Source organism: Photobacterium sp. R1 (genome assembly GCF_054600795.1).
Map to the genome: position 1 here is coordinate 71,232 of NZ_BAAHZP010000019.1, position 13,824 is coordinate 85,055.

The following is a 13,824-nucleotide window of genomic DNA, read 5'->3' on the forward strand; positions in this document are numbered from 1 at the left end:
CAGCCCCGAACACATGTGTGCCGGGGCTGTTTTTATTGCAGGTGAAAATACGACGCTACATCTGTCCGGCGACCAAAAGAGCAAACGGAATCGCCAGCAGCAGACTGAGTGCCGTGCGGATAAACCAGACCACGACCAGACGCCCCACACTCAGCGGAATCGAAGTCGACAGGATGCACGGAATTGAGGCCGAAAAGAACAGGACACTGGATACACAAACCACCGCCGCCGCCATGCGAACCACCATATCCGCTTCACGCAGTAAGAGTGCCGGCAGGAACATCTCCGCCAGCCCGGATGCAGAAGCCTGCGCCAGCGCTTTCGCGCCCTCAATCCCCCAAATCGCGGTGAACGGATAAAACAGGTAACCCAGCCAGTCAAAAACCGGGGTGTACTTGGCAACCAGCAGGCCAATCAGACCCACCGACATAATGGACGGCAGAATGGCAATCGTCATCAGCAAACCATCTTTGATGGTCGACAGCATGCTGCTCCCCAGTGCCGGCGCCTGGCGCGCCACATCCATGCCAGTTTGATACGCCGTCTGCAGACGCCCGTCTCGCCCGGCTTCCGGTTCCGGATCACGAACCGACTCATCCATTCCCCGGAGTGGCGGCAACCGCACAGTGATTGCCGTGACGATGAAGGTGATCACCAGCGTCCCCCAGAAATACAGGTTCCATACCGCCATCAGATCCAGCGTCTTCGCCACAATGATCATAAAGGTGGCTGAAACTGTCGAGAACCCCGTCGCAATGATCGCCGCCTCTTTCGCCGAATACTGGCCTGATTTGTATACACGATTCGTGATCAGCAATCCCAGCGAATAGCTGCCGACGAAGGAAGCAACCGCATCAATCGCTGAACGGCCCGGTGTCCGCCAGATCGGCCGCATCACCGGCTGCACCAGAATGCCAATCAGTTCCAGCAAGCCGTAACTGACCAGAAAAGACAGAAACACAGCCCCGACAGGCACAATCAGTCCGACCGAGATCACCAGCTTCTCGAAAAGAAACGGCAGCATATCTTTACTGTGCAGAAACTCAGGGCCTGCTCCGGTCACCGCCATCAGCGCGGCTGCAGCCCCCAGAACTTTCAGCACTGAGAATATTTTATCCGTCAGACTTTTCGACCACTGACCGGTCACAAACGGATAAATGGCACCCACGACAATCATGCCCAGAGCATACCAGGCCACGCCGCTGCCCAGCCACCCTTTGATCTGGCTGACCAGGTGATCCAGCGGAATGGTCGACTTTCCGTTCAGGGTGACTGGAATGAAAAAGAAAAAGATTCCGACAGCGCTGAGTACCAGCAACCGGAATCGCGCCAGGGTATCCGATATCCCGGCACGGGCCTGTGATTGTTCCATTTGATTGACTCCCTCTCCATGTTATTTGTATATACATATAAAGAGAGAACACTTCGCGCTCAAGATGGTTATTTTGAAATCAACGATGCGATCACAAATAATTAACAATGATGTCAGCAAAAGCCGATGTCTGTAGCCTGATCAGCTTTGGGATCATGGGTGCCCCAAAACTGAATAAGCTGTACAGGGAGCCGCTTGTACATTGCCGGCTCTCAGTCAAAACGAATAGAGACTCCCGCCAGACTATGCCCGGATGCGGTCTGACCGGACTGACCCAGTTTGATCATCAACCGGACATCATTGGCAGAATCGGCATGGGCCAAAGCGTCCGATTCACTGATCTTTTCGGCCTGATACAATGCATACAAAGACTGATCAAAAGTCTGCATGCCCTGCTCTTTTCCTTTGGCCATCGTTTCTTTCAGCTCATGCAGGGCATTTCTTCGGATCAGATCCGAAATTCTGGGGGTATTGATCATCAGCTCAAAGGCAGCATGACGCCCGGCGCCGTGACTGTCCGGGATCAACTGCTGCGCCAGGATCCCTTTCAGATTCAGGGATAAATCGAACAACAACTGCTCCCGCCGTTCCCTGGGCACCAGATGCAGGATCCGCTCCAGTGCCTGATTGGCATTGTTTGCATGCAGAGTTGCCATGCAAAGATGGCCGGTTTCTGCAAAGTTCAGGGCATATTCCATGGTTTCCTGGTTTCGGATCTCACCGATCAGGATCATATCCGGCGCCTGCCGCAGGGAGTTTTTCAGGGCGACTTCATAGCTTTCGGTATCCAGTCCGACTTCACGCTGGGTCACGATACAACGGTCGTGCTGATGAATAAATTCAATCGGATCTTCGACGGTCAGAATATGTCCGCTGCGGTTCCGGTTTCTGTAACCGGTCAGCGCAGCCATTGAAGTTGATTTTCCCGAACCCGTTGCCCCGACCACCAGCACCAGTCCGCGCTTTGCCAGCGCCATTGCTTTCATCGGCTCCGGCAGGGTCAGAGCGTCGACATCCGGAATCATGCTCTCGATGCGCCGGATCACCATGCCCGGCTGTTCCCGCTGCCAGAACGCACTGATACGGAAACGATGCCCTTCCCGGACCAGTGCAAAATTAGCTTCTTTCGTAGCCACAAACGTCTGCCATTGACTGGCTGACATAGCCTGCTGACACAAACGCTCAACTTCATCAGCGGTCAGGCAAGGCCCGACAGCACTCAGCTGACCGCTGATTTTCAGCTGGCAGGGTGCAGAAACCGTGAGATACAGATCCGATGCCTGATCCGCCGCCATTTGTGCCAGAATGCTTGCAAGTTCCATAAGTCTTTCCTGTCTACAGCCCCTGAGTCCGCTCGGTCACCCGGAGCACTTCATCGGGTTCCACCAGCCCCTGTGCCAGCAGCCGGTTGACGGCCTGCTCCATGGTCTGCATTCCCAGACCGGCACCGGTCTGGATCATCGAATACATCTGCGCGACTTTGTCTTCCCGGATCAGGTTACGGATCGCCGGCGTCGCCAGCATGATTTCATGAGCCGCGACCCTGCCGCCAGCAGGACATTTCAGCAGCGACTGTGCAATCACCGCCCGCAGCGATTCCGACAGCATGGAACGGACCATCGCTTTGTCATTCCCGGGGAAGACATCAATGATGCGATCGATCGCTTTCGCCGCCGAGCTGGTATGCAGGGTGCCCAGCACCAGATGGCCGGTTTCAGCGGCCGTCAGCGCAAGCCGGATGGTCTCCTGATCGCGCAGCTCGCCGACCATAATGACATCCGGATCTTCCCGCAACGCCGAACGCAGGGCATTCTGAAAACTGTGGGTGTCCCGGTGGACTTCGCGCTGATTGATCAGACAGCGTTTGCTTGCATGGATAAACTCGATCGGATCCTCAATCGTCAGGATATGACGGTGGGAAAGAGAATTTATATGATCCACCAGCGCCGCAATCGTGGTGGACTTGCCCGAACCCGTGGCCCCGGTGACCAGTACCAGGCCGCGCTGGCTCCTGGCAATCTGATAAAACACTTCAGGAACACCCAGCGATTCCAGTGACGGAACCGTCACCGGAATTGAACGGAAAACTGCAGCGCAGCCCCGGGACTGCTGAAAGGCATTGACCCGGAAACGTCCGACATCCGGCAGAGCAAAAGAAAAATCAACTTCGAGGTGCTCTTCAAATTCCCGGCGCTGCGCATCATCCATAATATCTGTAATCAGCCGGTGCACCGTTTCATGGCTGAAAGGCGGGATACTGAGCGCTCTGACATCACCGTCCACCCGGATCATCGGCGATACCCCCGCAGAGAGGTGCAGATCGGAGGCATTATGCTTTACACTAAAGTCCAGTAGCTCGGTGATATCCATATATTTTCCCCTAAGAATCAATTATGAGTAGTATCAGACAAAACATTACAAAGGTCACTCAGGAGATCTGCGAGGCCTGTGAGAAATGCGGGCGCCGCGCGGATTCCGTACAACTGCTGGCAGTGAGTAAAACCAAACCGGTCAGCGCCATTTCCGAAGCCATCGCTGCCGGACAGCTGGCATTCGGTGAAAACTATGTGCAGGAAGGCGTGGATAAGATCCAGCACTTTGCTGCCACCAAACCGGATCTGGCCCTGAGCTGGCACTTTATCGGTCCGATTCAGTCCAACAAAACCCGGCCCGTTGCAGAGCACTTCGACTGGGTTCATTCAGTCGACCGCGCTAAAATTGCCCGCCGCCTCAGTGAGCAGCGCCCGGACAATCTGCCGCCGCTGAAAATCCTGCTTCAGGTTAATACCAGCGGCGAAGCCTCGAAATCCGGCGTGGAATTTGACGAATTAGCCGCACTGGCTGCCGAAATTATCTCACTGCCCAACCTCGAGTTACGTGGCCTGATGTCGATCCCAGAAAAAGCAGACGACTATGACAGCCAGCTCAGCGCCTTTACGTTACTGGCTCAGGCCCGGGACAGACTGCAACAACAGTTGCCCGAAACAACCCTGGATACTCTGTCGATGGGCATGAGCGGCGATATGGAAGCCGCAGTTGCAGCCGGCAGCACTATGGTCCGGATCGGCACCGCAATTTTTGGCGCCCGGAATTACAGTTAACGCCGCCTGAAAAGGCAGACGTTTCTCATTATTTTAGAAGGATTTTTTCATGGAACATCGTTCAATCGCATTCATCGGTGCCGGCAACATGGCCCGCTCTATCATTGCCGGACTGGTCGCCAGCGGTTATCCGGCTGAACAGATCACCGCAACGGCGCCCAGCGCTGAACGTCGTGAACCCCTGGCCCGCGATTACGGTATCCATACCGATCATGACAACCTGCGCGCAGCACAACAGGCCGATGTCATTGTCCTGGCGGTCAAACCCCAGCTGATGGAAACCGTGTGTCAGCCGCTTCAGTCGATTGATTTCAAAGATAAACTGGTGATCTCTATTGCGGCTGGAATTTCCGTCGCCCGCTTGCAGGAAATGCTGGCGGCAAAAGTCAGTCTGGTTCGCGTTATGCCAAATACTCCGTCACTGATCGGCAAAGGAATGAGCGGTATGTATGCCGGTGCTGACGTCAGCGAGACGGACCGTACCTTCTCCGATGACCTGATGGCCGCGGTCGGAAAAACCTGCTGGGTATCAGAAGAATCCGGGATCAATGGCGTGATTGCCGCGGCCGGCAGTGCACCGGCGTATTTCTTCCTGTTCATGGAAGCGATGCAAAACGAGGCCATTCGTCAGGGATTTGATAAAGACACGGCCCGAGAACTGGTTCAGCAAGCTGCTGCAGGCGCTGCAGGCATGGTGCTCGCCAACCCGGACACAGAACTGTCGACTTTGCGTGAACAGGTCACCTCGAAAGGCGGCACAACCGCCGAAGCGATCCGTACATTTAACGAAGCGCAACTTAGTGATATCGTAGCGAAAGCAATGCAGGCCGCTGTCAGCCGCGCACAGGAAATGGAAAAATTGTTTTAAGGTAACCTTATGAACTCAATTGGTTTTTTAGTCAGTACAGCGTTCGATCTGTACATTATGGTGGTACTGCTGCGCTTGTGGCTTCAGTGGGCCAGAGCGGATTTCTATAATCCGTTCTCCCAGTTCGTGGTGAAGGCAACCCAGCCCGTGGTTGGTCCGCTGCGCCGTTTAATCCCGTCAATTGGCGCGTTGGATCTGGCAACTCTGCTGTTTGCTTATCTGCTGACAATCGCCAAATTTGTCATCCTGCAATTGGTCCTGACCAAAGGTGGTGTGGCATTCAGCATTGATCTGTTCTGGATTTCAGGTCTGTCACTGCTCAAGGCCGCAGGAGGCCTGGTGTTCTGGGTTCTGCTGATCCGTGCCATTCTCAGCTGGGTCAGCCAGGGCCGCAGCCCGATTGAATACGTGATGCACCAGCTGACCGAACCGATGACCGCGCCAATCCGTCGCTTCATTCCGGTGATGGGCGGTCTGGATCTGAGTGTGCTGGTTCTTTTCATCGGCCTGCAATTTGCCAACATCCTGATCGGTGATCTGATTGGCCCGATCTGGTTCCAGCTATGACGCAGCAAGCCGTCAGTCAGGATAAAGCGGATCTGGTGATCCGCTTTTACGTTCAGCCCAAGGCCAGCCGGGATCAACTGGTTGGCCTGCATGGTGATGAAGTGAAGGTTGCCATCACGGCACCGCCTGTTGACGGCAAAGCGAACAGCCATCTGGTGAAATACCTGGCCAAACAGTTCAGGGTTGCCAAAGGCCAGGTAGTGATAGAAAAAGGAGAAACCGGGCGGCATAAGCAAATCCGCATACAATCACCTCAGGTGATTCCGGATCTTTTTCGTCACATGCTGTGAATCTCAGCCTCGTACAGCTGGTCAAAGCAAGTCACTCTATACTATAAAGAATGCAGCAATATCCCCTTGGAGTGTAAGGTCTTATATCATGAGACTCATCTCAACAGGATTAAAGGACAGCCTTATGAAACAGTTACTTGTTGCTTTTATTGCTCTACTCGGCCTTTCCCTCCCCGTTCATGCCGAGCAACTCAAGAATATCGGCGAACTGGAAGTTCACTATTCCACCTTCCCTTCGACATTTCTGACCCCGGAAATCGCGAAGACTTACCGGATTCAGCGCAGCCGTTACTCCGCACTGATCAATGTCACCGTACTTGATACCACTGCCGAAGGAAAACCCGCCGTTGCCGCTGTGGTGAAAGGAACAGCGCGGAACTTGGTCGGCAATGAGAAGAACCTGACCTTCCGCGAGATCCGCGAAGGGGATGCCATTTACTATATCGCTGAGCTGTCCCATGCCAATGAGGAACGCTTTCGGTTCAACATTGACGTCTCACGTCAATCGACCCGCGGCAATATCCAGTTCGAGCAGACTTACTTCGCCGAATAAGCCTCCCGGTTCAGTGCGGGTCATTCCCCGCTCATCTCAAGCTCTGCCCGCAGAAAAAGAAGGATCCATTCCTTCTTTTTCTGTCTTTGGCTTTTGGGCTGCCTGTGGGTATCATAGGCCCCCCTCTCCCCAGCCACACAAACCAGGAGTCATCATGAGCAAACTCGTACTCGCAACCGGTAACCAGGGCAAAGTCCGTGAAATGGCTCACCTGCTTGCAGATTTTGGTTTCGAGGTGATTGCCCAGAGCGATATGAACGTCTCTGACGTCGCCGAAACCGGCACCACCTTTATTGAAAATGCCATCATCAAAGCGCGCCATGCCGCCAGAGAAACCGGTCTGCCAGCGATTGCAGACGACTCTGGTCTTGAAGTCGATGCGCTGAAAGGTGCACCCGGTATTTATTCGGCCCGCTATGCCGGCGAAGACGCCACAGATCTGCAGAATCTCGAGAAACTGCTGGTTGCCATGAAAGAGGTGCCTGAGGCAGAGCGAACCGCGCGTTTCCATTGTGTGCTGGTGATGATGCGCCATGCTGACGATCCGACCCCGCTGGTTTGCCATGGCACCTGGGAAGGGCGTATTCTGACGGAAGCCCGTGGTGAAAACGGCTTCGGTTACGATCCGGTTTTCTGGGTACCGGAAGAAAACTGCGCTTCAGCCGAACTGGCTGCTGAGCGTAAGAAACAACTGTCACACCGCGGCAAAGCCCTGCAACAACTCTTTGCTGCCCTGAAGGACGCCTGATGTTAGTACCGCCACCGCTGAGCCTGTATGTTCATATCCCCTGGTGTGTCCAGAAGTGCCCGTACTGTGACTTCAATTCGCATGCACTGAAAAATGACATCCCGGAGCTGGATTACATTGATGCGCTGCTGGAAGATCTCGACACGGATCTGGCCCGTTATCAGCTGACGGACAACAGCCGCTCCCTGCATTCCATCTTTATTGGCGGAGGCACCCCCAGCCTGATCTCGGCTCCGGAAATCGGGCGGCTGCTGGCGGGTATTCAGGCCCGTATTCCATTCAGTGATCAAATCGAAATCACCATGGAAGCGAACCCGGGCACCGTTGAAGCGGGCCGCTTTCAGGCATACCGTGAAGCAGGCGTGAACCGGATTTCCATCGGTGTTCAGAGTTTTCAGGACGACAAGCTGAAGCGTCTGGGCCGGATTCACGGCTGTGAAGAAGCAATCCGGGCTGCCGGACTGGCTCAAGAAGCCGGTCTGAACAGCTTCAATCTGGATCTGATGCACGGCCTGCCGGATCAGAGCGTGGCGGATGCCCTGTCCGATCTGAAACAGGCGATCGCCTTAGATCCGCCGCATCTGTCCTGGTACCAGCTGACGATTGAGCCAAACACCCTGTTTTACTCAAAACCACCGACGCTGCCGGATGACGACGATTTGTGGAATATCTTTGAGCAGGGACATGCCCTGCTGGCCGCGGCCGGGTATGAGCAGTATGAAATTTCCGGCTACAGCAAACCGGGCAAGCAGTGTCAGCACAATCTGAACTACTGGCGCTTTGGTGACTACCTCGGCATCGGCTGCGGAGCACACGGGAAGATCAGCTTCGCTGACGGCACCATAACCCGCACGGTGAAAGTGAAACATCCGCGCGGTTACCTGAATCCGCAGAAACCTTATCTGGATCAGGAAACGCAGGTGGCAGACACCGAACGGCCATTCGAGTTTTTCATGAACCGTTTCCGTCTGCTGGAGGCCTGTCCGAAACAGGACTACGTTGCGCGCACCGGCTTGCCGCTGGACAGCATCCTGACGCCGATTGAATGGGCGCTGGGCAAAGAGTATCTGCTGGATCAGGGCGACAGCTGGCAGATTACCGAACAGGGCAAGCTGTTCCTCAACGACCTGCTGGCCGCCTTTGTCGATGAAGACGACGAAGAAGACAGCAACTAAAGCCGATTTGTCGCTGGCAGACATCTGCCAGCGACAAGCTCAAACCTTGAATTCCAAGGCATTAGATTCCAACTAGAAAATCGAACGGCCAATGCGTTCAGCCAGCAGCTCCAGTGCTGCCGTACCGGCAACAGAGTTCCCGGAGGCGTCCAGCTCCGGAGACCAGACCGCAATCGACATCTCACCCGGCACAATCGCAACGATACCGCCGCCGACACCGGATTTACCCGGCATCCCGACCCGGTAAGCAAACTCACCCGCCCCGTCGTACAGGCCGCAGGTTGCCAGCAAGGCATTGATCTGTTTGCTTTGTGTCGGTGAAATCAACGGCTTTTCCGCGCACAATGGCTGCCCTTTATTGGCCAGATAACTGAAAGTTCGGGCCAGATCCACGCAGCTCATCTTCAGGGCACAGTAACCGAAATAATTGCCCAGCACCGGCACCACTTCATTCTCGAAGTTACCAAATGAGCGCATCAGATACGCAATCGCGGCATTGCGATCGCTGTGCTGCATCTCAGAAGCGGCCACATTTTTGTCGTACACCACATTCGCGTTGCAGGACAGCGTTCTGACCAGCTCCAGCATCCGGTACTGCGGCGCAGAAAGGCGACTGTGCAGCAGATCAGAAACCACCAGCGCGCCGGCATTGATGAAGGGATTACGGGGAATACCGTGTTCCATCTCCAGCTGAATCATGGAATTAAACGCATGGCCGGAGGGTTCTTTGCCGACACGGGACCAGATCTCATCCGCTTCATACAGCGTCATGGCCAGCGTCAGACTGAGCACTTTGGAGATCGACTGAATCGAGAAGCCGACTTCGCTGTCGCCAGCCTGAATAATCTCACCGTCGTTATAACAAACGGCAATGCCCAGCCGGTCTGACGGCACCTCGACCAGGGCCGGAATATAATCGGCAACCTTGCCCTGCCCAATCAACGGCCGGACTTCATCCAGAATGTCATTCAGCAACTGCTCACTTGGCTTCATTCACTGTCTCCAGAGGACAAAAAAGCCAACTCAAAGGCTGGCTTTTCAGGCTAATCGTATTTAATAGACCCATATCTTATTCGATATTGAACCCCAATGGCTATGAGCCATAGCACATTATTCTGTACGGGCGAACTTCATGTCCCATACACCGTGACCCAGACGATGTCCGCGGGCTTCAAATTTGGTCAGCGGGCGATCGTCCGGACGCGGGATATAATCACCGTCTGTGGCTGTATTCGCATAACCCGGAGCAACATTCATCACTTCCACCATATGCTCAGCGTAATTTTCCCAGTCAGTAGCCATATGGAAAATACCGCCGATCTTCAGCTTCTTACGCACCATTTCCACAAAGGCTGGCTGGACGATACGACGCTTGTGGTGACGCGCTTTGTGCCATGGGTCCGGGAAGAACAGCTGAACGGTATCCAGGCTGCCGTCCGGGATCATGTAATCAAAGACTTCCACGGCATCGTGGCACATCACACGCAGATTGGTCAGGCCTGCTTCTTCAGCAGCCATCAGACACGCACCCACACCCGGGCTGTGCACTTCAATCCCGACGAAGTTTTTCTCCGGCGCGTTTTTCGCCATTTCAACCAGCGAGGCACCCATACCAAAGCCGATCTCCAGCACCACGTGGCCTTCACGGCCGAACACTTCGGTCCAGTTCAGCGGTTTTTGCTCAAAATCGAGCCCCATGGCTGGCCAGTTGTTTTCCAGAGCATGTTGCTGGCCCTTGGTTAAACGGCCCTCACGACGGACAAAGCTACGGATTTTACGTACCAGCTTTCCGTCTTCCGTGTATTCCGTCAGGGTGACGTCAGCATTCGTTCTGGATTCTTGGCTCATGGGTCCTTACCTAAAAAATGGGTTAATCAATTTCAGATACCAAACTGAGGAGAAGGCTGTCGCCAGCTGCAATTCTCTTCAGTTTGGTATAAACGGATCCGGCATTATCCAAAGTTAGCGCACAAGTGCAAGTGCCGTATTCGCATTGAAGACAACAGCGGATTGTGGTGCAATCGTCACCGCAATGTCGTCTCTGCGGACAAACAGAATAAAGCGGACACAAGGTACAGCCAGATCAAATCCGCGGTACCTGGGTTCAACATGAATCATTTCAAAGCACTGCAGCATCGAAGAGGAATAATTTCCGAAAATGAACGCTGTCAGAACAGTGCAGCTGTGAAGAAAATTTTATGACGCAATCTCCCTTGCCCTCCAAAACATTCCAGGATCGGCTGATCCAATGGCAACAGACCCATGGTCGCCACGATTTACCCTGGCAGCAAAATCCAACGCCCTACCGGGTGCTGGTTTCTGAAATCATGCTGCAGCAAACGCAGGTGGCGACGGTCATTCCCTACTTTGAACGCTGGATGAACAGTTTTCCGACCGTCGAACTGCTCGCTGCAGCCTCAGAAGATGACGTGATGAATCACTGGCAGGGACTGGGCTATTACTCCCGGGCAAGGAATCTGAGAAAAGCCGCGCAATACATTGTGCATGAGTGCGACGGCCAGTTTCCGGATCAAATCGATCAGCTTCTGAAGATCCCGGGAGTCGGCCGCTATACCGCAGGTGCCATTGCTTCTTTTGCTTACAATACCTATGGCCCGATTGTGGATGGCAACGTGAAACGTCTCTTTTGCCGGTTTTTCGGCATTGAAGGCGTCCCGGGCACCACGCAGGTCGACAAGCAGCTCTGGCAATATGCCGAGCAGTTTACCCCACAACAGCACAACCGCGCCTTTGCGCAGGGCCTGCTGGATATGGGCGCGACGGTGTGCAAACCGAAAAGTCCGGTTTGTGACGATTGTTCCTTTCAGGACAGCTGTGTCGCATTCAGGACAAACCGTGTCGCTGAGCTGCCGACACCCAAACCTAAAAAAATCGTCCCGACTCGTTCCGGGCAATTCCTGTGGATTGAATCCGGCGGTCAGCTCTTACTGGAAAAACGGGAAGATAATGGCATCTGGGGCGCGCTCTGGTGCTTGCCGCAAATCTATCTGGAGCCGGAGCAGCTCGGGGATCATGTGCAGCTGAAAGGCACCTTTAAGCACACTTTTACCCACTACAAACTCAATGCCAGTGTCTGGCACGTGGATCGTCTGGGTGATCAGACTGACAATCAGCAGTGGTTTTCGCTTGATGCGCTCAGTGATTTGGGACTGCCGACCCCGATCCGAAAATTTATTGAGAAACGGGTATCAAACTAACGCATCTGTTTTTCCCGCCCGGAGAGCAGATGGGAAAAAGCATCAGAGAACGTCCGGACACTTGATCCAACAAACTTGAATCCCGCAGGCAGAAACAGGAAACTAGTGACCAGACATTCGATTCTGGCAGTCTGTCAGACTGCCACCCAATCATGATTGAGGATCCCATGAGCCGTACTGTATTTTGTGCCCGACTGAAAAAAGAAGCTGAAGGTCTGGATTTCCAGCTGTACCCGGGTGAGCTGGGTAAACGCATTTTCGACAACATTTCCAAAGAAGCCTGGGCTGAATGGCAAAGCAAACAGACCATGCTGATCAATGAGAAAAAGCTGAACATGATGGATCCGGAGCACCGCAAGCTGCTGGAAACAGAAATGGTGAACTTCCTGTTTGAAGGCCAGGACGTCATCATCGACGGTTATACCCCGCCAAGCGAGTAATTGCTTGCTGCACCAGATGCGTGCATGAACATCACGTTCTCAGGTCACGGTGACCAAAAATCATACCGTGGCCGGACGGAAAATGACATCATTTGGCTTAACGCCAGTGATGTCATTTTTTATATGCAGAACATGAAGAAAGCACTCCTCCTTGCCACATTCACGCTGCTCCTCAGTGGCTGCAGCCGCGAAGTGGTCGAAAAAGTCTATAAGGTCGATTACGCCCCAACCAACCGCTTTGCCAAAAATCTGGCCCCTTTACCCGGCCAGTTTACGAAAGATACCGCCGCGCTGGATCGCCTGATCCAGACCTTCAGCGGCCAGGTCAAACAGCGCTGGGGGAATGACAATGTCCTCATGGCCAGCAAGCGCCACTACGTAAAATACACTGATGGCTACCAGAGCCGGGCCCATGTCGACTTTGACAAGGGGATGGTCACGATAGAAACCGTGGCGACCACCAACCCGAAACAGCACCTGATCGATGCGATCGCCACCACCCTGCTCACACCGGCCGATCCCGCAGAAGTTGATCTGTACTCCGCGCAGGACTTTGCCCTGTCCGGCAGCCCGTTTCTGCTCGGACAGATCCTGGATCAGGACGGCAAGTCGATTGAATGGTCCTGGCGGGCCAAACGTTTTGCGGAATATCTGGTCAACAACAAACTGAAAACCAAAAACGTCCGTTACCAGAAGGCATACTATGTGGATATCCCGATGGTAGCCGACCACGTCAACAAACGAAGCTACAAATATGCGAACATCGTTCGTGAGGCGTCTCGCCGCTATGGCATTAAAGAAGACCTGATTTACGCCATCATCAAAACCGAAAGCAGCTTCAACCCTTATGCCGTCAGCCCGGCCAATGCCTATGGTCTGATGCAGGTCGTCCCGAAAACTGCGGGAGCGGACGTGTTTAAACTGGTGAAAAAACGCTCCGGCCGCCCTTCACCACAATATCTGTTTGATCCGGAAAACAATATTGATACCGGCACGGCCTATTTTTACCTGCTGCAAAACCGTTACCTGAAAGAAATCCGGAATCCGCTTTCGCTGCACTACAGCATGATTTCAGCCTATAACGGCGGTACTGGCGGTGTATTGAGCACTTTCCACAGTAACCGCAAACGCGCCATGCAGGATTTGAATCAGTTGCAGCCCAATCAGGTGTTCTGGGCGCTGACCAACAAGCATCCGAAAGGAGAAGCCAGGCGATATCTGGAGAAAGTCACCCGTTACCAGAAAGATTTTAACAACGGAAAAATCTGAGACAAAGTAATGACTTTCTGCCGGAAAGCATGAAAATTGCTGCTCGCCGCCCCATAACGGGCAAAAAGCGAGCAAGCAATCAGGAATCGCACTTTTTTCTGGAAAAAGGTATTGACGATGAGGGCCAAAACCCGTTTAATAGCGCTCCGTTGCCTCGATAGCTCAGTCGGTAGAGCAGAGGATTGAAAATCCTCGTGTCGGTGGTTCGATTCCGCCTCGAGGC

Annotated in this window: 16 protein-coding genes and 1 tRNA gene; 11 read left to right on the plus strand and 6 right to left on the minus strand. The window is 53.9% G+C overall.

Features of this window, described 5'->3' with window-relative positions:
• Positions 1–55 precede the first annotated feature (55 nt).
• The 3 genes from ACYP03_RS21860 to ACYP03_RS21870 form a co-directional block, all read right to left on the minus strand.
• A complete protein-coding gene (locus tag ACYP03_RS21860) occupies positions 56–1,372 on the minus strand; it encodes a YjiH family protein (RefSeq protein WP_248143987.1) in 1,317 nt (438 codons plus the stop codon).
• Positions 1,373–1,584: 212 nt separating this feature from the next.
• Positions 1,585–2,694, minus strand: coding sequence for a PilT/PilU family type 4a pilus ATPase (locus ACYP03_RS21865; RefSeq protein WP_459782096.1), 1,110 nt, complete (start codon positions 2,692–2,694; stop codon positions 1,585–1,587).
• A gap of 13 nt (positions 2,695–2,707) precedes the next feature.
• The gene (locus tag ACYP03_RS21870) at positions 2,708–3,742 is read right to left on the minus strand and encodes a type IV pilus twitching motility protein PilT (protein ID WP_459782098.1); all 1,035 of its coding nucleotides are present in this window, start codon (positions 3,740–3,742) and stop codon (positions 2,708–2,710) included.
• A 23-nt stretch (positions 3,743–3,765) separates the two neighbouring features.
• On the opposite strand from ACYP03_RS21870, the gene ACYP03_RS21875 reads away from it, so the two are divergent.
• The 7 genes from ACYP03_RS21875 (at position 3,766) to hemW (ending at position 8,674) form a co-directional block, all read left to right on the plus strand.
• Positions 3,766–4,473 carry a YggS family pyridoxal phosphate-dependent enzyme gene (locus ACYP03_RS21875; RefSeq protein WP_459782099.1) on the plus strand — a complete coding sequence of 236 codons (708 nt, stop codon included), beginning with the start codon at positions 3,766–3,768 and terminating at the stop codon, positions 4,471–4,473.
• Between the two features lie 49 nt (positions 4,474–4,522).
• The gene (gene proC / locus ACYP03_RS21880) at positions 4,523–5,341 is read left to right on the plus strand and encodes a pyrroline-5-carboxylate reductase (protein ID WP_248143983.1); all 819 of its coding nucleotides are present in this window, start codon (positions 4,523–4,525) and stop codon (positions 5,339–5,341) included.
• Positions 5,342–5,350: 9 nt separating this feature from the next.
• A complete protein-coding gene (locus ACYP03_RS21885) occupies positions 5,351–5,908 on the plus strand; it encodes a YggT family protein (protein WP_248143982.1) in 558 nt (185 codons plus the stop codon).
• Positions 5,905–6,198: a DUF167 family protein YggU gene (gene yggU, locus ACYP03_RS21890; RefSeq protein WP_248143981.1), complete on the plus strand. Its 294-nt coding sequence runs from the start codon at positions 5,905–5,907 to the stop codon at positions 6,196–6,198. Before ACYP03_RS21885 ends, yggU begins: the two co-directional genes overlap by 4 nt.
• Positions 6,199–6,322: 124 nt before the next feature.
• A complete protein-coding gene (locus ACYP03_RS21895) occupies positions 6,323–6,751 on the plus strand; it encodes a DUF4426 domain-containing protein (protein ID WP_248143980.1) in 429 nt (142 codons plus the stop codon).
• Positions 6,752–6,905: 154 nt separating this feature from the next.
• Positions 6,906–7,499, plus strand: coding sequence for an XTP/dITP diphosphatase (locus ACYP03_RS21900; RefSeq protein WP_248143979.1), 594 nt, complete (start codon positions 6,906–6,908; stop codon positions 7,497–7,499).
• Complete coding sequence (hemW, locus tag ACYP03_RS21905) at positions 7,499–8,674, plus strand: radical SAM family heme chaperone HemW (RefSeq protein ID WP_459782100.1); 1,176 nt, start codon at positions 7,499–7,501, stop codon at positions 8,672–8,674. The genes ACYP03_RS21900 and hemW overlap by 1 nt, the downstream gene beginning before the upstream one ends.
• A 72-nt stretch (positions 8,675–8,746) precedes the next feature.
• On the opposite strand, the gene glsB is transcribed toward hemW, so the two are convergent.
• The 3 genes from glsB to ACYP03_RS21920 form a co-directional block, all read right to left on the minus strand.
• Entirely contained in the window at positions 8,747–9,667 is a 921-nt protein-coding gene (glsB, locus tag ACYP03_RS21910) for a glutaminase B (protein WP_459782101.1), read from the minus strand.
• Between the two features lie 117 nt (positions 9,668–9,784).
• Complete coding sequence (gene trmB / locus ACYP03_RS21915; RefSeq protein WP_459782102.1) at positions 9,785–10,522, minus strand: tRNA (guanosine(46)-N7)-methyltransferase TrmB; 738 nt, start codon at positions 10,520–10,522, stop codon at positions 9,785–9,787.
• Between the two features lie 114 nt (positions 10,523–10,636).
• Complete coding sequence (locus tag ACYP03_RS21920) at positions 10,637–10,792, minus strand: hypothetical protein (protein ID WP_248143975.1); 156 nt, start codon at positions 10,790–10,792, stop codon at positions 10,637–10,639.
• 80 nt (positions 10,793–10,872) lie between these two features.
• Between ACYP03_RS21920 and mutY the strand changes: the two genes are divergently transcribed.
• The 4 genes from mutY to ACYP03_RS21940 all read left to right on the plus strand — a co-directional run bounded on the left by mutY (position 10,873) and on the right by ACYP03_RS21940 (position 13,824).
• Positions 10,873–11,892, plus strand: coding sequence for an A/G-specific adenine glycosylase (gene mutY / locus ACYP03_RS21925; RefSeq protein ID WP_459782103.1), 1,020 nt, complete (start codon positions 10,873–10,875; stop codon positions 11,890–11,892).
• 167 nt (positions 11,893–12,059) lie between these two features.
• Positions 12,060–12,332: an oxidative damage protection protein gene (locus tag ACYP03_RS21930; protein ID WP_248143973.1), complete on the plus strand. Its 273-nt coding sequence runs from the start codon at positions 12,060–12,062 to the stop codon at positions 12,330–12,332.
• 132 nt (positions 12,333–12,464) lie between these two features.
• On the plus strand, positions 12,465–13,601 hold the full coding sequence (mltC, locus tag ACYP03_RS21935) for a membrane-bound lytic murein transglycosylase MltC (RefSeq protein ID WP_459782105.1): 1,137 nt from the start codon (positions 12,465–12,467) through the stop codon (positions 13,599–13,601).
• A gap of 151 nt (positions 13,602–13,752) precedes the next feature.
• Positions 13,753–13,824 (plus strand) — tRNA-Phe (locus ACYP03_RS21940).